The sequence below is a fragment of the Phormidesmis sp. 146-12 genome, from assembly GCF_052939495.1.
The window spans coordinates 1-21837 of sequence record NZ_JBJPHS010000054.1; the positions used below are offsets into that span (position 1 = coordinate 1).

The 21837-nt window shown below is 50.2% G+C and carries 21 protein-coding genes; 9 read left to right on the forward strand and 12 right to left on the reverse strand.

The annotated features are described in order from the left end of the window. The first annotated feature begins 577 nt into the window (after positions 1 to 577). The 5 genes from ACKFKF_RS20900 to ACKFKF_RS20920 all read left to right on the forward strand — a co-directional run bounded on the left by ACKFKF_RS20900 (position 578) and on the right by ACKFKF_RS20920 (position 9838). Positions 578 to 1549 (forward strand): hypothetical protein, encoded by a 972-nt coding sequence (locus ACKFKF_RS20900; RefSeq protein WP_446869513.1) that lies wholly within the window; start codon positions 578 to 580, stop codon positions 1547 to 1549. A 1-nt stretch (position 1550) separates the two neighbouring features. Beyond that, entirely contained in the window at positions 1551 to 5030 is a 3480-nt protein-coding gene (locus tag ACKFKF_RS20905; RefSeq protein ID WP_446869515.1) for an Ig-like domain-containing protein, read from the forward strand. Next, positions 5027 to 7117, forward strand: coding sequence for an OmpA family protein (locus ACKFKF_RS20910; protein WP_446869516.1), 2091 nt, complete (start codon positions 5027 to 5029; stop codon positions 7115 to 7117). Before ACKFKF_RS20905 ends, ACKFKF_RS20910 begins: the two co-directional genes overlap by 4 nt. Further along, entirely contained in the window at positions 7117 to 9093 is a 1977-nt protein-coding gene (locus ACKFKF_RS20915) for a hypothetical protein (RefSeq protein ID WP_446869517.1), read from the forward strand. The genes ACKFKF_RS20910 and ACKFKF_RS20915 overlap by 1 nt, the downstream gene beginning before the upstream one ends. A gap of 157 nt (positions 9094 to 9250) precedes the next feature. Next, positions 9251 to 9838, forward strand: a complete 588-nt coding sequence (locus ACKFKF_RS20920) for a pseudouridine synthase (RefSeq protein ID WP_446869518.1) — start codon at positions 9251 to 9253, stop codon at positions 9836 to 9838. On the opposite strand, the gene codB is transcribed toward ACKFKF_RS20920, so the two are convergent. Together codB and ACKFKF_RS20930 are read right to left on the reverse strand one after the other, a co-directional pair. Then, positions 9824 to 11134: a cytosine permease gene (codB, locus tag ACKFKF_RS20925; RefSeq protein ID WP_446869519.1), complete on the reverse strand. Its 1311-nt coding sequence runs from the start codon at positions 11132 to 11134 to the stop codon at positions 9824 to 9826. The two genes, ACKFKF_RS20920 and codB, sit on opposite strands and share 15 nt — an antisense overlap. Positions 11135 to 11348: 214 nt before the next feature. Continuing rightward, complete coding sequence (locus ACKFKF_RS20930; RefSeq protein WP_446862561.1) at positions 11349 to 11885, reverse strand: orange carotenoid protein N-terminal domain-containing protein; 537 nt, start codon at positions 11883 to 11885, stop codon at positions 11349 to 11351. 219 nt (positions 11886 to 12104) lie between these two features. Between ACKFKF_RS20930 and ACKFKF_RS20935 the strand changes: the two genes are divergently transcribed. Continuing rightward, on the forward strand, positions 12105 to 12464 hold the full coding sequence (locus tag ACKFKF_RS20935; RefSeq protein WP_446862562.1) for a hypothetical protein: 360 nt from the start codon (positions 12105 to 12107) through the stop codon (positions 12462 to 12464). Between the two features lie 412 nt (positions 12465 to 12876). Here the strand turns inward: ACKFKF_RS20935 and cysK are convergent, their stop codons facing one another. The 3 genes from cysK to ACKFKF_RS20950 all read right to left on the reverse strand — a co-directional run bounded on the left by cysK (position 12877) and on the right by ACKFKF_RS20950 (position 14567). After that, a complete protein-coding gene (gene cysK / locus ACKFKF_RS20940) occupies positions 12877 to 13854 on the reverse strand; it encodes a cysteine synthase A (protein WP_446869520.1) in 978 nt (325 codons plus the stop codon). A 157-nt stretch (positions 13855 to 14011) separates the two neighbouring features. Further along, positions 14012 to 14398, reverse strand: coding sequence for a tetratricopeptide repeat protein (locus ACKFKF_RS20945; protein WP_446869521.1), 387 nt, complete (start codon positions 14396 to 14398; stop codon positions 14012 to 14014). 10 nt (positions 14399 to 14408) lie between these two features. Then, positions 14409 to 14567 (reverse strand): hypothetical protein, encoded by a 159-nt coding sequence (locus tag ACKFKF_RS20950; RefSeq protein ID WP_446869522.1) that lies wholly within the window; start codon positions 14565 to 14567, stop codon positions 14409 to 14411. A 157-nt stretch (positions 14568 to 14724) separates the two neighbouring features. Here ACKFKF_RS20950 and ACKFKF_RS20955 point away from each other — a divergent pair, with 157 nt between their 5' ends. After that, a complete protein-coding gene (locus ACKFKF_RS20955) occupies positions 14725 to 15267 on the forward strand; it encodes a peroxiredoxin family protein (RefSeq protein WP_446869523.1) in 543 nt (180 codons plus the stop codon). A 31-nt stretch (positions 15268 to 15298) separates the two neighbouring features. Here the strand turns inward: ACKFKF_RS20955 and ACKFKF_RS20960 are convergent, their stop codons facing one another. Together ACKFKF_RS20960 and purE are read right to left on the reverse strand one after the other, a co-directional pair. Beyond that, a complete protein-coding gene (locus ACKFKF_RS20960) occupies positions 15299 to 15763 on the reverse strand; it encodes a hypothetical protein (RefSeq protein WP_446869524.1) in 465 nt (154 codons plus the stop codon). A gap of 203 nt (positions 15764 to 15966) precedes the next feature. Next, entirely contained in the window at positions 15967 to 16488 is a 522-nt protein-coding gene (purE, locus tag ACKFKF_RS20965; protein WP_446869525.1) for a 5-(carboxyamino)imidazole ribonucleotide mutase, read from the reverse strand. A 46-nt stretch (positions 16489 to 16534) separates the two neighbouring features. Here purE and nagA point away from each other — a divergent pair, with 46 nt between their 5' ends. Continuing rightward, on the forward strand, positions 16535 to 17692 hold the full coding sequence (nagA, locus tag ACKFKF_RS20970) for an N-acetylglucosamine-6-phosphate deacetylase (protein ID WP_446869526.1): 1158 nt from the start codon (positions 16535 to 16537) through the stop codon (positions 17690 to 17692). A gap of 1018 nt (positions 17693 to 18710) precedes the next feature. After that, positions 18711 to 19394, forward strand: a complete 684-nt coding sequence (bchM, locus tag ACKFKF_RS20975) for a magnesium protoporphyrin IX methyltransferase (protein WP_446869527.1) — start codon at positions 18711 to 18713, stop codon at positions 19392 to 19394. Between the two features lie 84 nt (positions 19395 to 19478). Here bchM and ACKFKF_RS20980 read toward each other — a convergent pair whose 3' ends face one another. From ACKFKF_RS20980 to ACKFKF_RS21000, 5 genes are read right to left on the reverse strand one after another with little or no spacing between them, the layout of a single operon-like run. After that, on the reverse strand, positions 19479 to 19823 hold the full coding sequence (locus ACKFKF_RS20980) for an urease subunit beta (protein ID WP_446869528.1): 345 nt from the start codon (positions 19821 to 19823) through the stop codon (positions 19479 to 19481). Positions 19824 to 19842: 19 nt separating this feature from the next. Then, entirely contained in the window at positions 19843 to 20145 is a 303-nt protein-coding gene (gene ureA / locus ACKFKF_RS20985) for an urease subunit gamma (protein WP_446862571.1), read from the reverse strand. 2 nt (positions 20146 to 20147) lie between these two features. Further along, positions 20148 to 20495 (reverse strand): HepT-like ribonuclease domain-containing protein, encoded by a 348-nt coding sequence (locus ACKFKF_RS20990; RefSeq protein WP_446869529.1) that lies wholly within the window; start codon positions 20493 to 20495, stop codon positions 20148 to 20150. Continuing rightward, positions 20485 to 20790: a nucleotidyltransferase family protein gene (locus ACKFKF_RS20995; RefSeq protein WP_446869530.1), complete on the reverse strand. Its 306-nt coding sequence runs from the start codon at positions 20788 to 20790 to the stop codon at positions 20485 to 20487. The genes ACKFKF_RS20990 and ACKFKF_RS20995 overlap by 11 nt, the downstream gene beginning before the upstream one ends. Positions 20791 to 20801: 11 nt before the next feature. Beyond that, a complete protein-coding gene (locus ACKFKF_RS21000; RefSeq protein ID WP_446869531.1) occupies positions 20802 to 21656 on the reverse strand; it encodes an urease accessory protein UreD in 855 nt (284 codons plus the stop codon). Between the last annotated feature and the right edge of the window lie 181 nt (positions 21657 to 21837).

Genomic DNA, 21837 nt, shown 5'->3' on the forward strand with positions numbered 1-21837 from the left:
AGGGATCGATAGCTTTCTTGTCCATCCCCTCAACTAAAAACTGTCCGAACCATTGGAGTAGGGTGTGTTAAGCGACCCGAAACGCACTGCCTTGAAATCTACTAGAACGATCGCTGAAAGCTCTATCAAAAGGCATTCAACCACCCACCACCCACTTGATTGACAGGTCAGAGGTGAGATTCAGAAGATTCCCCCTGGCCACCTTAAAACAAGGGGGAAATTTGGGGTTCAAAGCTCGATCGTTGGTCACTAAAAGATTTAGAGAGATTAGAACCTGTTTTTTTGAGTTCCAATTTCTTCAGCTTTTGTGCTGCGTTTTTGCCTCATTTCCCATAGGTTGCTGGGAACGTCTCTCAAAATTTGGATTTGTCTTTACTAAACCAATATAAAGTTTTTATAAACTCCTCACAATTTCAGTGAAGTTACCGTATCATTCTCGAAGTTTCATTATTGAGGCTCAAGAAGAATATTTAACTAAGCCAATTTTCGCAAAAGGGTTAAGTGCAAGAGCTAACCCGCTGGTGCCAACTCCGTGATCTAACTGAGATGATAACAAACTTAGTGTGGTGAGTTTTTGATGAAATTCCTGACGAAATCGTTGGGGAGTGAGATCCTGCGTCTGCTATTGGTGTTGATCTTTACGGGAGGTTTTAACAGTCGAATTCAACCTGCGGTGACCCAAGAGGCGACTTCTACGATCGTCAACTCCGCAAGCGGTGGCTTTAGAACCACTGACAATCCCAATACTCCCGCGCAGGACGTAACTTCCAATCAAACTTCTCTTACAGCAGTCATACCGGGTCGATCGGGCCTGGACATTGCCAAAACGGGCGATCGGGCGGCCGCAGAACCCGGCGACATTGTGGTTTATCGGCTGCTGATTCGCAACACAGGGACGTTTCCCGCCAGCAATTTGACGATTCGCGATACGCTGCCGCTCGGTTTGCAATATGTGGCCAATTCTCAACGGGCGGCGATCGGGGGCACGACGGTCACACCCCCTCCGCCGACGGTCAGCAACTCGATCGTGACCTTTAGCATTCCAGGAACGCTGGCACCGGGGCAGACGCTAACCCTCGTGTATGGCGCGCTGCTTTCACCGGACGCAATCAGAGGGACGGGCAGAAATCTCGCAGTGGCGCAGGGGACGACTCCGGCTGGCCCGATTTCTAGCAATTCATCGAGCTATCTAGTGAGAATTCGTAGGGGCATTTTGTCAGACTGCGGCACGATCGTCGGTCGCGTGTTTGTCGATAAAAATTTCGATGGCGAACAGCAGCCTGGAGAGGCCGGCGTTCCCAATGCGGTGATTTTTATGGATGACGGCAATCGGATCACAACGGATGCCAATGGTTTGTTTTCGCTGCAATACGTGATCGCAGGCTACCGGACTGGCACGCTGGATTTGACGAGTCTGCCGGGCTATACGCTGGCTCCCAACCGCTATCGGATTGAGAATAACAGCCAATCTCGACTCGTAAAACTGGCTCCGGGCAGTCTGGGACGAATGAATTTTGCTGTCACGCCAACTTATGGAGGAGGACGGTAATATGCAGGTTTCCTCAATTCGATGGGGTTGTTTTACCTCAATTTTGGGCGCGATCGTGTTCTCTAGTTCTGCTCAAGCGAGTGGATTGGATGACTATTTGCGATCGGTAGAAGCGTTCAAGGTTCAACCTAATTCAGAAACTAATCCAGAAACTAATTCAGAAACTAATTCGGCGATCGCTCCCGAAATTCTCACGTCTGTCCCGCTTCAACAAACGGCTCAAGTTCCGGTCGCTACGCCTGCAACGGGCACAGTTCGGATTGAGTTTTCGCCAGCCAGCGATTCCCGAATTCCCGCAGACGGGCGATCGACGGTGACGCTTTCGGGGCAGATTCTCGATGCCAACAATCAGCCGATTTCTGAAGATGTGACGGTGACGCTGACCAGCAGTGCCGGGAAGTTTATTGGAGCCGACCAGGATAGCGATCGACTGGGATTTCAAGTCATTGCTCGACAGGGAAGATTTTCGGCTGAGTTGCAGTCTACTTTGGAGGCAAAACAGGTTCGCGTGAGAGCGGCGATCGACGGACTTCATGAAGCTAAACCAGAATCCAAGCCGTCTCCTCCCCCCTTTGCCTATCCCGGAACCTTACCCAGACACCCTTCTCAGACGTTGGAGGCTTACGCAACGGTAGAATTCATCACGAATTTGCGGCCGTCCCTCGTATCGGGATCGATCAATTTGCGAATTGGGGCAGCCGGGACGAACTACTACAAGAGTTTTGCGGATTTCCTCAGCGAGACTTCTTTTGACAAAGGGACTCAAGTCGGGTTTGATGCGTCGGTGTTTGCGATCGGCAAGGTCGGCGATTGGCTGTTTACGGGCGCATTTAATAACACTCGTCCGCTTAATCAAACCTGTGACGGCACAACTCGCTTGTTTCGCGATACGCAGTTTTGTGATCAGGTCTATCCCACCTATGGCGATAGTTCTACAGTCGATTATCTAACGCCGTCGATCGACAGTGTGTTTCTCAAATTTGAGCGCACGTCGCGAGTGCCGGGGGCGGGGTCTGATTATGCAATGTGGGGCGATTATAAAACTGAAGAATTCTCCAGCACTTCGCAATATTTCACGGCTACATCTCGCCAACTGCACGGCTTTAAGGGCAATTACAATTTCGGTAATTTTCAAGCCACGTTGATGTATGGCAACAATTTGGAGGGATTTCAGCGCGATACGATCGCTCCCAACGGCACGAGTGGAAACTATTTTCTGTCGCGTCGCTTAGTGATTGGCGGGAGTGAGAGCGTTTTTATCGAAACTGAAGAACTCAACCGTCCCGGAAGTATTGTCGATCGCATTCCGCTCAGTCGCATTCGAGATTACGAAATTGATTACGATCGCGGGACGATTACCTTTCGCAATCCCATTCAGACGACTGATTTTGATCTGTTTGGTCGAACGTTGGTGCGGCGCATCGTCGTCACTTACCAGTACGAAGGCATCGGAACGGGCGGCACTAACCTTTATGCAGGACGGGCACGCTACAACTTTTCGCGAGAAGTGCAGCGAGAAAGCTGGGCGGGAGTCAGCTACCTGAGAGAAGATCGCGGCAGTCGTGACTTTGAACTGTATGGAGCCGATGCGCTGTTCTCGTTTGGCAAAGACGGTCAGATCGTTGCGGAGTTTGCCCGATCGACCAATGCCGATCCCTTTTTGGGCGATGTCGAAGGGTCAGCCTACCGTTTAGAGGCGAAAACGTCTTTATTTGCGGGGGTGTTGGCGCGGGGCTATTACCGATCGGTGGATGAGAATTTCTCTAACAATGCCACCTTGAGTTTCGTCCCCGGACAGACGCGCTACGGTGGAGATATTGCCGCTAAGATTGGGGCTTCGACGCAGTTTCGGGCGCAGGTCGATCGCGAAATCAACTACGGCATCGCTTCAGGATTTGGATTGGGAACCGATTTATTCAATCCCAGCAGCAATCTTTTTTGTGATACGCCGGGGTTGGCGCGATGTGGTCAAGAACCGTTTCGGATCGGGCGAGTAGACAACAGTTTGACGATGATCAGCGCTGGATTTGAGCAAAAAATCGGGGAGTCGGCGTTGAGTTTTGATTGGGTCAATCGGACTCGTGACGATCGCGCGACCAACAACCTTGATCAAGACAGCAATCAATTAGTGTCTCGCTTATCGGTGCCGTTGACCAAAACGCTGCTGTTTCGCGCCCAAAACGAACTCAGCCTCGGTGACGACGATCCGCTTTATCCCAGTCGAACCACCGTCGGATTAGATTGGAAAGTTTCTCCGGGCGTGACGATGCGACTGGCGCAGCAGTTTCTCTCAGGCGGACAGTTTTCTAGCAACTCAATCACCAGTCTGGATACGATTATCGATCGCAAACTTTCAGACGATACCTCGCTCACAGGACGCTACTCAGTTCTGAATGGGATCAATGGCACGACGGGACAGGGTGCGATCGGCTTAAATCATCGGATTCGCTTGTCACCGGGCTTGAGAATTAACCTGGGGTATGAACGAATTTTTGGCGATCTTTTTGCCTATACGGCCGCAGGTCAACAGTTCGCGCAGCCTTACGCCGTGGGGCAAAGTTCCTCCTCGCTGGGGGTGAGTTCGGGAGACAGCTACAGTGTGGGCGTTGAGTATAGCGACAATCCTGACTTTAAGGCGAGTGCCCGATTTGAGCGACGCAATTCTTCACTCGGAAACGACACCTTCTGGTCAGCCGGAGCCGCCGGAAAAATTTCGCCCGCTTTAACTGCGTTGGTACGATTTCAACAAGCAAATGCGGCTAACCAACTGCTCACCGGATTGGGCGACACCACAAATCTCAAAGTCGGTTTAGCCTATCGTGACCCCAACAGCGACAAATTAAATCTACTGTTTCGCTACGAATATCGCCAAAATCCGGATGCGACTCCCACCTCGCTACTCTTTGGGACGGGATCGGGGGCAAAAGTTCATTTAGGAGCGATCGAAGCCATTTATGCCCCCAATTTTCGCTGGGAGTTTTATGGCAAGTATGCGATCCGTAGCGCTCAGTCTACGTTAGCCAGAGATTTGCTGGGCACGAATGCCATCTCACTCGGACAGCTTCGCACCACTTATCGACTGGGATACAACTGGGATTTGGGTGGAGAAGTGCGCTGGATCGGGCAGTCGGTGACAGGCTTTAATGAATTCGGATTTTTGGCTGAAGTTGGCTATTATCTCACGCCTAACCTGAGAGCCGCCGTGGGTTACAGCTTTGGAGAAATCAACAACGATCGCGACTTTGAAGGCAGTCGATCGAAGGGTGGCTTTTATGTAACGCTCTCCTTTAAGCTCAATGAATTGTTTAACGGATTTGGATTACAGCGAGTCGTCCCGCCTCAACAGCAGCAAGAATCCCAGATAAAACCTGTGGCCACACAACCAGACATATCGCCGCAATCACAAATGTTGTCTCCGATAATCCAGTCGATGATTCGGGATCAATCCGCTGAGGCGGTCGTGAGAGGAGTGACAGAATGAACATGAAAACAGGATTTGCATCACTGCTGTTATTAATAAGTTACAGTTCGCTCATTCCGTCTTCAACCTTTGCCCAAACGCCAACGCGATTCAAAATCGTAGTCAACAGCGATCAGGACAGCGTACAGGCAGATAGTAGTCTGACACTCCGAGAAGCGATCGAACTGATTAACGGCACCTTACCAGTCGATCGATTGAGTGACGCTGAGAAGTCTCAAGTTTCAGTCATCAACGAATCCACCTCGCAAATCGACTTTCAGCTTCCATCGGGACAAACCATCATTCGAGTCGGGCGAGAACTCCCGGCGATCGTGGCTCCCGTGACGATCGATGGCACCACCCAAACCGGATACGAAGCCGATAAAGCGGTGATTGCCGAACTGCCCCTAGTGCAGCCGATCGTCGAGATTACGCCTGTTCAGAATACGTTTGTGCCGCGAGGGTTGACCATCACTTCAGACAATGTGACGATTCGCGGCCTGAGTTTGTATGGGTTTAACGATGATGTTGATGACACGGCCCGCACGCCACCCGCCGATATTTTCATCGCTCACCGCCTGCCGCCCCCGGATATCCGCAAACAGCCGACACCTGCTAATTTTGCGCCCTTTTACAGCGATGATGTGCCGCCCAAAAATGTCGTGATCGAAAACAACTGGCTGGGTATTCGTCCCGATCAGAGTGTGCCGCCGACGACTTCAGCCTTTGGCGTTTCGGTCTTCAACAGCACAGGTACTACAATTCGGCGCAACTGGATCGCCAACCACGACGGCAGCGCCATTATTACGTCGGTCAATTCCACCAATTTACAGGTGACTGAGAATGCGATCGTCGCCAACGGCCTGGCCGGAATGCCCGATGCGATCAGACTCGAAGGCAACATCGATCAATCCGAAATTTCTGGTAACTTAATCTGCGGCAACGATGGGTCAGGCGTTTACTTATTTAAGCCAGAAGGAGCCACCCAAATTAGAGACAATCGCATTACCTACAACGGCCGTCGATTTCGTCGCGCCGCCGTCTATCTCATGGGCAACAACCATCAGGTGACAGGCAATCTGATCACAAATCAAGCAGGGTCAGGCGTTGTGGTGGCAGCCTTTCCGCTCAGTCGGCGCAATACGATCGCCAACAACCGATTCGCCAACCTCGAAGGACTCAGCATCGATCTGGTGACTCAGGGAAATGTCAGCGTCCAAGCCTACCAAAAAGGAGACGGCATCAACCCCTTTAGAAACTCACCCAATCGCCGCAAAGATACCGGAAACGGGGCGATCGACGCTCCCCAATTCACCTCCAAGGCCTTCGTTCTTTCTGGCGCTCAGGCTCAAATCACGGGGAAAGCCGATCCCGATTCGCAAATCCAACTCTATCGCGTCACCGAAAACACGTCTCCCTACGGCACCCTCAGCGAACCCCTTGGCAACGCCGAAACCGACAAACAGGGCAATTTTACCTTTACCTCAGAGACTCTGAAGCCGGGAGATCTGATCAGCGCGATCGCCACCAATCCCAACTATGGCACCTCGGAACCTGCCTTGAATACGATCGTTCGCACCGCCGAAACTACCACTCCACCCAACCTTCAGCCGCCGACCAGTGCCACTCCTACCTGCGTCACGCCGCCGATCGCTCAAGTGCCTACTCCGCCGACCCCCACGCCTGAACCCAACGTTCCCGTCCGAATTACGGTGCCCAAAAACGTTCACTTTGCCCTCGATCAGTCCTACATCAGCCCCGAAAGCGCCAGCGTGTTGGATCGAATTGCCGCCGTCGTTCTCGCCAATCCCACGATTATTTTAGAACTGCAAGGCCACACCGACCCCCGCGCCAGCGATGACTACAACCAGCGATTAGGTCAACGCCGGGCCCTTTCAGTCCGCAACTATCTAATTCGCAAAGGCATCAATTCCGCGCGGATGACGATTCGATCGTTTGGCGAACGACAGCGACGCTCAGACGGAAACACTCGATTGGATTTTGCTCGCGATCGCCGCGTCGAAGTCATCTACAAAGATGCTCGTGATATTGAAGTCTTCGTCCAGGAAGAAGATTTGCAACTGGAACCAGCTAGAGGTGGAAGGTAATGCAACGCAGATTTTGGAACCCGCTTACGCTCAAAGCCGCTCACTCCTGGACTTGGCTCACCGGAGGTTTGACGGCCCTCTTGCTCAACTCGCTTGGCTCATCAGTGAGCGCCCAGACAATTCTCTTTCAAGAAACCTTTCGCGGTGCGGCGACGACCGATGTGTTTCTCTCTGGCGGCATCGGCGGATTTCCCTGTCTGACCGCTGCCACCCCCGCTACGGCCATCCCTCCCAGCATTCCTTCTTGTGTCGAAGGGGCAACCGATACGGTAGGCAGTGGAGCCTTACGCATTACCTCCAATGGAACCGAACAGCGAGGGTTTGTGATCTACGATCGCTTCATCCAATCGCAGTTTGGGCTATCGATTACCTTCGACTTTTTCTCTTTTAACGGCATTGGTGAGCAACGGGCAGACGGGATCACCTTCTTTTTGATTGACTCTCAGGCGACTCCCACCCAGGCAGGCTCGTTTGGCGGATCGTTGGGATATGCTCAACGCAGTTTTGGCGGTGTCGTCCCTGATGAACCTGGAATCGCAGGCGGCTATCTCGGCATTGGTTTCGATGAATTTGGCAATTTCGCCAACGATGCAGAAGGCAGAGGCGCAGGATTTTTTCCTCCGGGCGCTCCTCCCCCTGGGTGTGAAGTGTCTCCATTTGGACGCGATCCGGATGCTGCCACCCGCACGGGCGTTCCTGACTCAGTAACCCTTCGCGGGCCAGGAAATGGCACCACGGGATACTGCTTTCTGGCAAACTCTGGCACTCGTCCTGAAGGCATCGATGTTCCTACCACCGTTCGGACTGCTGCCCGCCGCACCGCCCGCATCACCTTACGACCTGGAACCAACCCAACCGTGCAGGTCGAAATCGACTTTGGGGCAGGCTTTGTCATAGTAATTCCCGAACGCCCCGCGCCTCCCGGATTGCCCGATCGCTTCCGATTTGGGTTTGCCGCTTCTACGGGCACGTTTACCAACTTTCACGAAATTCAGAATCTCGTCGTGCGATCGCTGGTTCCGGTTCCTCAACCTCAGTTAGGCGTTGCAAAACAGGTGGGCGTTCCGGTCAACAACAACGACGGCACGTTTACAGTTCCTTATCTGATCACGGTACAAAATCCGTCTCAGGTCAATCTCACCAGTCTGCAAGTCACCGAAGATCTGAGTCAAACCTTTGCCGGAGTGCCTGCGTTTAGTATTGTCCCTGGTTCGCTTCAAAGTAGTGCGCTGCGCGTCAATCCCACTTTTAATGGCACCAGCGATACTAACTTGCTTGCCGGAACGGATATTCTGACTTTTGGGCAGACCGCAACGATTAATTTTAGTGTGCGACTCACCCCCGGCACTGTCACCAGAACTTTCTTAAACACAGCGATCGGCACCGCTAGAGATCCCGACAACAATCCGGTTACCGACACTTCGACCAACGGCACCACCCCCGACGCAAACAACAATGGCAACCCTGGAGACGACAATACGCCCACGCCCGTCAATTTGCTGTCTCAGTTTCGCTTAGTCAAACGCATTACCGCCTTGACTCGTGGAGGGGCGCAGACTCGATTTACTCAATTTGTCGATGACCCTGGCGATATCAACGACACCGCCCCTGGATTTTCTCAGCTTTCTCCGGTTGGGCTGGCGACGGTCGATCGAGCCAATCCGCTGCGATCGGGCGATGAAGTTGAATACACTGTCTACTATCTCTCGGATGGCACTCAGCCTGCTTTTCTGGCGAATATTTGCGATCCGATTCCTGTGGGGACGACGTTTGTCGCAAACAGTTTATCGATTAGACGCGCCAATTCTGAAGCCCCAGGCGGCAGTTTCTTCTCTCCGTTAGCGCCATTGCCGCCCAATAATTCCTGCCCTGATCAGACTAATGCTAGAGGAGCGGCGCTGTTTGATTTGGGTACGATTCCTAATACGGCGGGCAATAACTTTGGGTTTGTTCGCTTTCGAGCCAGAGTGAATTGAAGGATGAGGGTTCCTATGAGCTTCTCTACATCACTGAGTCCGAATATGAATGGTTGAGGGCAAAAGTCCGAAGTCCCGCGAAATTGAGGGGTTGGGGGGCAGAAGCACTCTACATCGAAGCGAAAAAGCTTTATAGAATTCACCCTTAAACGTCTGAATGTATCGCTATCTGATATTCCACAAGCCTTACAACGTATTGAGCCAGTTTACGGATGAGAGTCCGACTCAGGAGCGCCAAACGCTAAAAGACTATATTCCCGTGCCGTCAGTGTATCCGGTGGGGCGACTAGATCAAGATAGCGAAGGGCTGATGTTGTTGACCAATCACGGAGCCTTACAGCATCGATTGAGTGACCCCAAATTTGAGCATCCTCGAACCTATTGGGTGCAGGTCGATCGCAGTCCCACTGACGACTTGTTGGAGCCACTGCGAACAGGCATTCAGATTCAACACTACAAAACTCGACCCGCGATCGTTTCGCTTCTCCCTCAAGAACCCACCTTACCGCCCCGCGACCCGCCCGTTCGCTTTCGTAAAACAGTTCCTACGGCCTGGCTCGAAATCACCCTCACCGAAGGACACAACCGACAGGTGAGAAAAATGACCGCCGCCATTGGATTTCCGACTCTGAGATTGGTGAGAGTGGCGATCGGGCACCTGCGTCTAGAAGGGCTGGCACCCGGACAATGGCGCGATCTGACTGATGAAGAACTGGCTCCTTTGCTCAAATTAAACCAGCGATAGCGGTTTCAATAAGACCTTCGACAAAATCACATACAAGACCGCTGCCACGATCACGCCATTCACAGGAGCGATATCAAAAAAGACAATACCCGTCTGATTGTTAGACGAAATATAAGCTACAACAGAAGCGACCACATAGCTGATAATACCAGCCCAATTAAAAGCAGGTTGAGTTTCATCTAACGAAGGGAACTGCCCCTGACGATAAAACCAGAAATCCGCCATAATGATCCCGCCAACCGGAGGAATCACAGTCCCCAAAAAGATCAGGTAGGGCACCAACATCTCATAGATACCTGCCCAGGCTAACACCAAGGCGATCGTCGCTCCTCCCAACACAAACACAGTTCGTTTATTAATCCGAAACATATTTGCACTGGCTACCGCAAACGCATAAATGGTATTATCTTGCGTCGTCCAAATATTGAGCAACAACAAAACAATTCCACCTAAGAGAATGCCTTGTTGAGCCATCACCTGCACAATATCTTGATTGCCATAGACCAGCGCGCAATAGGCTCCGGCAAACACCATCAGACCATTGACTCCCAAAAAGGCGGCCAAAGTGCCCCCGATCGCGGTTCCGCCTGAGTTGGCAAAGCGGCTCCAGTTGGTTGATTGCGTTCCGCCAGAGATGAAAGTTGCGACAATTACGGTGAGTGCCTGACCGACACTGAGTTGTGCCGTAGGCGCGATCGCTTGGATGCCCGCAAATCCGCCGACTTGGTGGGTGGCGATCACGAGACTCCACAAGATCAAAATCACCATCAGGGGCACGGCCAGCCGACTTAGCCAATCCATCGCTCGATAGCCAATATAAGCCGTTGAGCAAAACGCATAAGTAAAAAACAAAATGCTCAACCAGTTCCAGGAAGGCGGAATTCCTAATAGCTTGTTAACGACATCGCCCACCAGCGCAGACGTGTAAGCATACCAGCCAATCTGCGTAAAACCGAGAATAAAATCAACCCAGCGAGACCCAATATTACCAAAACTAAATCGCGCCATCAGCACCGTAGACAGCCCGCTTTTGTAAGCAATGTAGCCCAACGCAGAGCAGTAGAGACCCAAAATCAGATTTCCGATTAGAATAATGCTGATTAAGTCAGGCGCAAATCGAAACGCCGGGCCAACCTTTCCCCCCGCAAACAGCGTCGTCGAAGTCAGCGCAAACCCCATCAACAAGGGAGCCAACGACCAGATCGATCGCCGCTCACTCCACGGCACCGGACTCAATGGATAATCTTCTTCAACCAGAGACTTTGCAGCCGTCTGCGATTTAATGGAGCTACTCATAACACCCACATTCCAGCGTTAAGGATGGGTGAATTTTCGCATTCACCGCAGGGTTGAAAAGTATTACAAGTGACTGTTTTTTGAGTTGCTTTCTCAGTACGGCGATTATGTTATTTTAATCATCCATTTGTAATTTGCTGCCTTCATGATTTGCTATGTGGGAGCATTGGCAAAAACACCCCCACCTTGTTGACCTAAATGATCCTAAATTGGATTACAAACTTGCCGTTTTTCCGGTTTCTGCCTGTGTCTCGATCGGTTGCACGTTGGTATAGCCCATTCCACTCGCAATCTCGCGCAATAACGAAATTTGTTCTTCAAACTCCAGGGACTCGATCGCGCCCAACGCATTGCTTACCGCCTCAGAGGGACTGTAGCCTTCGGGCATTCCGACCACCGTTTCTCCCATTGCTTGGGCCCAGGCGTACCAGACCATCAGTTGGTTATTTTCCTTAAGTGCTCCGTAGGCGTGAGAATATTCGGTATCCGCTCGATTTACGATGTCACGCATCACATTCATCTGATTGTCGTGAGAAAGATTGTAAAACTCTTCCATCAAGATCGGCGCTAATTCTGGCTCGGTGGCCGCAGGGGCCGCAGGCGTGACCGACGCTCCCATTTTTTCATAAACGTAATACAGCAGCGCTAACTTATCGTCAGTGCCCAACTTGTCATAGGCGGCGATCGTCTGTTGGGTTTTTTCGTCCAAATATTCAGAACGCACCGTGTTTTGGTTTGCAGACTGAGCCATGAGTTATCTCCAAAAAATAATTCGTATTCATTAAAGAGGTATCAGGCTTTACAATTCATCGTCGCCCATCCTCCGACCGAAGTGAAGTCTCTCTTACGAAAGAGGTTCAAGATCTGCCCTCAGACGGTTCAGAACTACGGGGATCACTCTGCTACGGTGACAGCATCTCAAGATAGTTAGCCAGCGATGGCGGTCAAGAAATCAATAACAGGAGTTTTTATGTCAGATATTAACAATGTGAACCAAACCTACGACGCTCAACAGGCTGCCGAAGAAATTGCCGAAGGCGATCGTCCCGCTCCTCAAGTCGATGTCTCTAGCGACTATGAAGCCTCCAAGGAATACAGCGTCAGTGAAGTCGATCGTACGGGCGAGGGTCAAGAAGCTGCCGAAGCGGCCACCGCTCCCAAGTTTGAAGTTTCTCAGCCCGAAGCAACCAAGTTCACCGCAGAACCGACGGGCGACCCTAACGACTATCTCGACATGGCTAAAGACGTTAGCGGCACCAGTGGATCGACTGGAAATGTGAGCGATGATCTGGTCAAGAAAGCGATCGAGCTAGGACAACCCGGACAATAAAAAATCGTCACTTCGAGAATGCTTCGCTTCGTCGGTTGCAGAATCGCGATCGCCCCCTAACTCCCTCCCCTGCGGATGACTTTGAACTGGAAATCCTGTCCGAAAGTCGCCAGAGTGGGGGGGTGGGGGCAGAGGCATTAAAGGCTGAAGCGAAAAACAGTGTTGCTGATCGAAGGGATGAATCTGTGGGAAGTGTCCATCTTTTCGCCCCCTAAATCCCCCAAAATTGGGGGACTTTGAACCTTGAGGTTCCCGCCGCTTTGGGGCAATTCATCCCCTGATTCAGCAACACCCGAAAAACTAATCAACAGCACCGCCTACGTTATTTGGGTTCAAGAAAATCGAACTTTTTGTTGTTCTTGCTGTTCAAAAACGTGGCTTGCGTCCAGTCATTCGTTCTGGTTACATCAGTTTAATGAAGGGCGGCTACTCTCAAATTGGCGACTTCGACATCGGGCAAATCTTGGAACAGGGCGGTACTGAGATAGCGTTCTCCAAAACTCGGCTGAACCATCACAACTAGTTTTCCTGCATTTTGGGGACGTTTGGCCACCTGGATTGCAGCACACAGCGCAGCCCCCGAAGAAATGCCCGACAGAATCCCTTCTTCTCGCGCCAGACGACGACCATAGGCGATCGCGTCCTCATCCGCAACCTGAATCACTTCATCGATCAAGTCCACTCGCAAAACCTTGGGCACAAATCCCGCTCCGATGCCTTGAATCTTGTGAGGCCCTGGCTGTCCGCCCGACAAAACGTGACTATTCATCGGCTCGACCGCTACAACCTTAAAGTCTGGTTTGCGCGGTTTGATGACTTCAGCCACTCCGGTGATGGTTCCCCCTGTGCCAACGCCTGCGATGAGGAAGTCGATCGTGCCATCGGTATCGCGCCACAACTCTTCTGCTGTGGTTTCTTGATGGATTTTGGGATTGGCAGGATTCTCAAACTGTTGAAGCATGTAGGCTTCTGGTACAGCAGCCACAATGTCATTAGCGCGCCGAATCGCCCCTTTCATACCTTCGCTGCCGGGGGTGAGTTCTAGCTGTGCACCGTAAGCTTTTAGCATGGCTCGTCGCTCTTGACTCATCGTTTCTGGCATCGTCAAAATCAAGCGATATCCTTTTGCAGCGGCAACCATCGCCAGCGCAATTCCCGTATTGCCAGAAGTCGGCTCGACTAAGATTGTTTTTTGAGGGTGAATTTGTCCAGCAGCTTCGGCAGTCTCGATCATGCTGGCCCCAATTCGATCTTTGACCGAAGAAGCGGGATTCATGCCTTCGAGTTTGACGACGATCTGAGCAACACAGCCTTCTGCTTGAGGAATGCGATTGAGCCGAACGAGGGGAGTTTTGCCAATCAGTTCGGTAACGTTATCTGCAATGTGCATAAAGTTCTCCTGACGATGAGTAGCGGACGACCTTGAAGCGAGGAGGCTGATTTTTTCGCCCTAGCTCTGAGTATAGTACTCAATCTCGATAGGCTTTATGAACTTCGGAGGAATTTAAGAAAGTTTAGGAACGATCGCTGCAATTTAGCCTAGATCATCACTCTGCAAACAGCCTTTCTTTAAGCCAGATGCCTTCTTTAGCGTGGAGATAGCGCGGATCTGGGTGAAGCGCGATCGCTCGGTCATAACACTGCAAGGCATTGCCGTAAGCCATCATTTCAGTCAAGAGCAGTCCTCGATTAAACCAGGCTTGATGATCAGTGGGCGAAATGGCAACGGCGCGATCGTAAGCTGCCAGTGCTTCTCCGGGTCGCTTTAGTCCACATAGCGCATTTCCTCGATTGTTCCACGCTTTGTTATTGTTGGCGTTGAGGGCGATCGCTTGATCAAATGCAGCGACGGCGGCAGCAAATTCTCCTTCTACACAAAGGGCACAGCCTCGTCGGTTCCAGTCTTCTATACAGGTTGGGTCATGAGAACTCATACTGACAAGTTTAAGAAAACAGTTGCAAAAAGAATGAGAGGTCTTTGATCATGCAAAAAATGTTCTGAATTTGCAATCCATCCTTTGACTGACAACCGACCTGATTGACTGACAAAACGCCTGAAGCCCCCGTTTTTTGTAGGTTGGTGTTGAGCAACGCGAAACCCACCGTCGCCTCTCTCACATTAGGTTTTACCGAGTTCAACTCAACCTACTGGAAAAGATCTGTCAGTCAATCAGGACAACCGACTTGAGGAATTGATGGTGAGACAGTCAAAAAATCATGGCAAAATCAGAGTGAAAGCCGTTGTTATCCAGGATGTTGCATGTTGACTTCGACTGACTTTAGCGGACTGTTTAATCAGCGTTTCTTAAATAACTTTTTTCCGATTCCGGCAACGAGTTCTCTAGCGTTGGGTTCAGTGACTCCCAGTTTTGATTTATTGGATGTCAATCACGATCGCTCTGTTAAGTTATCCGATTATCAAAACGATCGTCCTGTGATTCTCGCCTTCACTCGCATCTTTACCGAAAAGCAGTATTGTCCGTTTTGTTTTCCTCACATCAAAGCGTTGAATGAGCAATATCAGCAGTTTGTCGATCGCGGTGTAGAACTGTTGTTAATCACCAGCACTGATCCGGCTCAAAGCAAAAAAGTCGTTCAAGATTTGGGGCTAAAAATGTCGCTGTTGACCGATTCTAGCTGTCGAGTGTTTCGAGCTTATCAAGTGGGTCAAGCGTTGGGTGCGCCCTTACCTGCTCAGTTTGTTCTCGATCGTTATGGCATTCTGCGCTACAAACATCTTTTCTCATTCTTGGATCACAATGCCAGCGTCGAAACGTTGTTAAGCGCGATCGAGTCCCTCTAAAACTAGACAAACTGCTTCGATTTAGCCGCCTTTATCTCGGCAAATCAGGGCAGACAAACTCTTGTTGAACAGCAGTCAGCGTGATGGTTTGTTTTTGCTTATTGGGAACTAAAATTTGTTGAAGTTGTAGTGTTGTATCAGTTAGTTGAGTGATCGTTGCAGTGTAAGTCAGTTGTCCATCTTCAACCACGCGCAAAACACGAGGGGCAGCTTTGTCGATCGTCCAGGTTGAAATTCGGTAAGTCTCGACACAAGAGGTCTGGAGAAGGGTTCCGTTAGGCAAAAAGACATAAATGCTTCCCAATGCTGGCTTTGAAGGTGCCTTTGTGACCCGCCAAACTCGACTAAAAAGCTGCGTCAAATGATTAGCACTTGTCTTGGGCGGAGAGGCGGCGATCGAGGCTGACGGCTGTAGGTTTTCTGCAATAGCCGATTGCGAACAAGTCACTACCATCACTAAAAAGCTAATAGGCAACGGTAAAAGATATTTGATCATGATGTTGATTAACCCTGTTTTGTTAACTTAAATTTGATCTATTTTTTTGCTTCGTTGTCTTGGACTTCTGCCCCCCAACCCTCCAATTCTGGGGACTTCCGGACTTTTGCCCTCAACCATTCATATTTGGACTCAGCGATGCCCAAAAATTCATAAGATCTTAGAATTCAGAAGTTGAGAATACACACTAATCCTTTCATCCCTCATCCCTCATCCCTCAAATATTGTTCATATCCAATCTCATCCAATTTTGCTTGTTTCTTCATCACGGTGTCAGCAAGACTTTGACGATAATTTTGCACCTGTTGTAAAAGCTCTGAATTGTGAGTTGCCAAAATTTGTATCGCTAATAATCCAGCATTTCTGGCATTGCCGATCGCCACCGTCGCCACCGGAATTCCAGCAGGCATTTGCACAATTGAATATAAAGAATCCAACCCTTGTAAATGACGACTCGCCACAGGTACGCCAATCACAGGTAAAGGAGTCAGTGCGGCCACCATTCCTGGCAAATGAGCCGCCCCTCCTGCCCCGGCTACAATCACCTTAATTCCTCGCGGGTGTGCTTGTTTGGCATAGTCCACCATGCGATCGGGCGTGCGATGCGCCGAGACAATTCTCACTTCATAAGAGATATTAAATTCTTCGCAAACTGCGATCGCGCCCTGCATCGTCGGCAAGTCAGAATCGCTGCCCATAATAATGCCAATTAACGGCTGAGTCATGTGATCGGAGTCCGGTAAACTAAATGAGGTTTTGAGAGGCTGAGAAATGAATCTGGCGATCGCGTCCCACCCTAACCTGGATATTATCAATGCTCGGCTCCCCGGATACGAAGGATTGCAGGTAATCTCAATTATTCAAGGCGTGATTCGCAAGATTGCGCCTCTTCAAAATCGAGAAGTCTCTGCGATCGCTCAGGTTCTCGATGTCGAAGGCGATTGGTTGTCACTGGGCGGAGTCGATTTGCAGATCAACGGTGCCTTGGGACTAGCCTTTCCAGACCTCAATTCTGAGAATGCACACCAGCTAGACACGATCGCCCAATTTCTCTGGGAGCAGGGCATCGATCAATTTTTACCCACGATCGTCACCACATCAGTTGAAAACATTCAGCGATCGCTGTCCACAGTTGCCCATCACGCCTCACGCCTCACGCCTCACCCCTCACGCCTAATCCCCGGCATCCATCTAGAAGGCCCCTTCCTCAACCCCCAAAAGCGAGGCGCACATCCAGCCGAATTTCTCCTGCCTCTGACCGTTGAGCAGATTAAGCGAGTGTTGGGAGATTATGCCTCCATCGTCAAGATTGTCACCCTCGCCCCCGAACTCGACCCCGCTGGAGACGCGATCGCCTACCTCCGTTCTCTAGGAATCATCGTCAGTTTGGGCCATTCTCAAGCCACCGCTGCTCAAGCACAACAGGCATTTATTCAGGGTGCATCAATGGTGACTCACGCCTTTAATGCCATGCCCAACTTGCATCATAGAGAACCAGGGCTTTTGGGAGCAGCGATTGTCCATCCCCAGGTGCAGTGTGGTCTAATTGCCGATGGTCAGCACGTTTCGCCAATCATGATGAAATTGTTGCTCAGAGCCAGTTGCGGCATTTTTTTGGTCAGCGATGCGCTCTCCCCGCTCGGCTTACCTGACGGACGCTATCCCTGGGACACTCGCCAAATTGACGTGAAAAACGGCACCGCTCGACTCCTGGATGGCACACTCTCCGGCACCACCCTACCGCTTTTAGTCGGCGTACAAAACCTGGTGAAGTGGAGAATTTGTCCAGTTGAGCAAGCGATCGCCCTGGCAACTCTGGCCCCCAGACGAGCGATTCAGCAAAACAATGGGTATCTTAACCAACCTGCACATCTGTTGCGCTGGCACCTAGACCTGATCACAGACGAATTGAAATGGTGGAGATTATAGAAGTATACGGAGCCACCGCACTCAGCTATTTGTATGATTTTTGTGTGACAGATTGATTTCTGGCTGACTCAAACCATTTTCGGTTTTGGGCTTGCCTTAGACTGCACGTTAAGGACAGCATCAGGGCGAGTGGCAATCCCCTGTGAACAAAAAAGGGGCACTTTTTTCAGGTGCCCCCAAGATACTCAGATTGACTTGTCAAAGCAAAAGTAACCTCACTGTCCACCAGCTTTCTAAATAGACATGGGCGAGATGTCTAAGCAGTGGTCATAGGGATTTTGCCTATCCGTAGGATAACTGAGAAACGTCAGGAGTAGTGTGAGCTACATGAAAATTTCATGAAAGCGAAACTTCATTCGTAGCTAAATCAGATAGGTCAATCCTAAATCAAATATTTGCTAGATCGTTTTGCGCCTGATGCGTGAAGCGATTTTATTTTGCAAGTTATGCGTCCAGGTCACCCAAATAAAGATTTAAGCAAAAAATAAAACTTGTGACAGATTCTCGTTTGGTTGGGGGACGATCGAGTAATACCATTAACCTGTTGGGACTGACACAAAGTAGGAACGTCAACGACTCAGCACTGAAGTGACTGAAGCTCTCCAGCTTAGAAACCTCAGTTTCAGTTGACCAGCCTCAGACCTTCGCGGTCTACGTTTTTTGAGTCACGACACCCTGGGATGCGACGCTAGTCCCCTGCTCTGTCGTTAATCGTTAAACATCTTTATTTGGGTTAAGGACGTGCGATTAGCCGAACAAGCTCTTAAAACATTGGCGAAGCGAACATCACTCCGCAAGGAGGCTACTGCGGTAGCAAACAACGTCGCGATGCGTACAGGACGAACGATTTGAAACGGTAATTGTCCCGTTGAAAGTGCAATACAAAAGCACCCCGAATCAATTGCCCCAAGGCGGTCGCGACACCCAAAATCTAGGAAGAACACGGTGGTTAAAACCGCTCGTTGGCTTCCCTCTCAGGTCTAAAGACACTGAGTTTCCCACCTATCGAGGAGTTTTTATGAACGTAGTGGATGACAAAACCGTTGTGCGAGAGTATTTCAACCAGACGGGGTTCGATCGCTGGCGGCGCATTTATAGCGATGGTGAAGTCAACAAAGTCCAGCTAGACATCCGCAAAGGGCATCAGCAAACGGTGGATACGGTGTTGGGCTGGCTAAAAGAGGATGGCAATCTACCAGAACTGACGATTTGTGATGCGGGCTGTGGAGTCGGGAGTCTGAGCCTGCCGATCGCGCAAACTGGGGCAAAGGTTTTTTCGAGCGATATTTCCGAAAAGATGGTCGGAGAAGCGACGGAATGCGCCACAGCTTTGGGTTTATCTAGCAATCCGACGTTTTTGGTGCAAGATCTGGAGGAACTAAGCGGAAAGTATCACACAGTAATTTGTCTGGATGTGTTGATTCACTATCCTGCTGACAAAGCGATCGTCATGATTGAACATTTAGCAAGTTTGGCAGACGATCGACTGATTCTTAGTTTTGCGCCTAAGACGTTTTTGTTGACGATTTTGAAGCGAATCGGTGAGTTTTTTCCGGGGCCAAGTAAGACAACTCGCGCTTATCAACATCGAGAAGCAGAAATTGTCAAAGTACTAGAAAGCTGCGGCTTCCAAATTCAGCGAAATGCGATGACCAGTACGCGCTTTTACTTTTCTCGCATTCTAGAAGCGGTTAGAAAATAGTCAGCAAGCGATCGCACGGAATGGAGTTTTATGGTTACACAAATTGTCAGACTCCATTCCTTGATAAATCGCTAATCCTCTTGGCTATTTCTTCTTTTTTCCTTTTTCTTTTTTGGCTTTTCCGTCCAGTGATCCCTCGATTTTGGCGTTGAATCCGTAGACTTCACGAGTCCCAGCGAAGGGCACTAAATTAATGGTGCGATCGTCTCCTGGCTCAAATCGGACTGCCGTTCCTGCGGGGATGTCTAGCCGCATTCCTCTCGCTTGTTCTCGGTCGAAATCTAGAGCAGAATTGACCTCATAAAAGTGAAAATGTGAGCCAACTTGAATGGGTCGATCGCCTTGATTTGCTACCTTTAATTGAAGGGTTTCTTTGCCTGCGTTGAGTTCGATTTCTCCGTCATCAATCAGCATTTCACCGGGAATCATACGCTGCTCCTAATTAAATCTATTGAATGGGATGATGAACGGTCACTAACTTTGTACCGTCTGGAAACGTGGCTTCGACCTGCACTTCATGAATCATTTCTGAGATGCCATCCATCACATCTTCTTTCGTGAGCAGCGTTGTCCCATAGCTCATCAATTCTGAAACTGTGCGACCGTCTCTTGCGCCCTCTAAAATTGCAGCAGAAATGAAAGCGATCGCCTCTGGATAATTTAACTTTAAGCCTCGATCTTTGCGTCTTTCTGCTAATAGCGCAGCCGTAAAAATCAAAAGCTTATCTTTCTCTTGTGGGGTTAATTGCATATTTATTCCGGTTGGTCACTATCGATAATGGCTTCTAGCTCGATTAAAAGATTGGGAAGATCCTCGATCACGGTGCTCCATACAACATCTAAGTTGATATCAAAATAGGCATGGGTGAGACGATTCCTCATTCCGATTACTTGTGTCCAGGGGATTTGAGGGGTTTCATTTTGGCGTTCTCTAGTGATGCGAGAAGCGGCTTCTCCAATAATTTCAACACATTTTACAAGCGATAACGTCAGCATTCGATTGGTTTCGAGATCATTTCTAGTGTGGCTTTGGGCAAACGCGATCGCTTCTTTAGCCGCTGTTCTCATATGCAATAAGCGAACTGAATCATCAATGAACATACTGAACTAAAGCTAGATCAAGAACTTTTTGCCGAAAATAATGACTCAAGTCTTCAGGCGTTCGCAAATCTACTTTACGACCCAGCATTTCTGTTAGCTCGATCTCCATTCCTGCTAATCGAATCAGTCCAGGAACATGGTTCGATTCAAACTCGACCAAAACATCAATGTCACTACTAACATGAAAGTCATCCCGTAAAACAGAACCAAACAAAGATAACTTTAGAATATGGTGCCGCCTACAAAAATCAGCAATTTTATCTTGAGGAATCTCGATCGGAAGTTTGCGCTTCATTTTAACCTCCGCTAAAGTTGCCAAACTCTGGGAATGCAAACCGGACGATCGCAGTAGAGTCCTCTGAGCGATCGCCAAACTTCTACAAACCACTGTCTTGCCTCCATTGTAGAGTGACCGCGATAGCGACACAGCAAGCCCGACATGAGACGAGTTACCCCTGCAAATTCGGGATTGCCTGTCCACAGCGATCGTGCCTTTTCGATGAATTCTGGCTCGACCGATCGCCCCACTAGCGCCAAACTGCCAATCACGGGGCAATTGTTCAAACCGTGGGGACTGGTGAAGGATTCTTCGCTACCCACAAGCCTCTGACGATCGATCCACAGCGGCCGATCTTCTTGCCAGACTTCGGTGTGCGATCGCCATTCTCCTTCAACGAACTTCTCGCCTCTGGCGCTGCGTCCAAATCGGGTCAGATCCCAGCCTAACCAGCAAGCGCCTGGTGCTAAATCGACGCGCAGATGTTGACGATAAATAGACTGATTGAAGACGATCGTTTCTTGAGGAAGCCATTCTAGACAGGCATCGGCATCTAGTCGAAGGTGCGTCGATTGTTGGGCGGGTTTGCCAGTGGTGCGATAGATTTTGGCGGCGGCGGCTGTGGTGATTAGCGCTCTGGAGGTGGGATGGAGTCGGAGATCACAGGAAAGGCGATCGCCGCCCACAAGTCCGCCTGCGGTATGGAGAATTACGCTGTGACAAACTTCGTCGCCCTCTGGATAAAAGGGGCGCTGTACTTTAAAGGGGGCTTGTCCGAGATTGCGGATTAGCTGAGTGGTGCCCTGGCGGTTGACAAATTCCAGGCAGAGGCGGCCGTGCCAATCGGTTGGGACATCAGTGGAAACAGGATGCGGTTGATTCACAAAATAAAGCGAGCTAACCCACCATTATTAGGCGTTGCTGATTGGAGGGATGAATCTGTGGGAAGTGTCCATCTTTTCGCCCCCTAAATCCCCCAAAATTTGGGGACTTTGAACCTTGGATTTCCCGCCGCTTTGGGGCACACCCCCTGATTTAGCAACGCCCATTATTATTTTGAAAAGA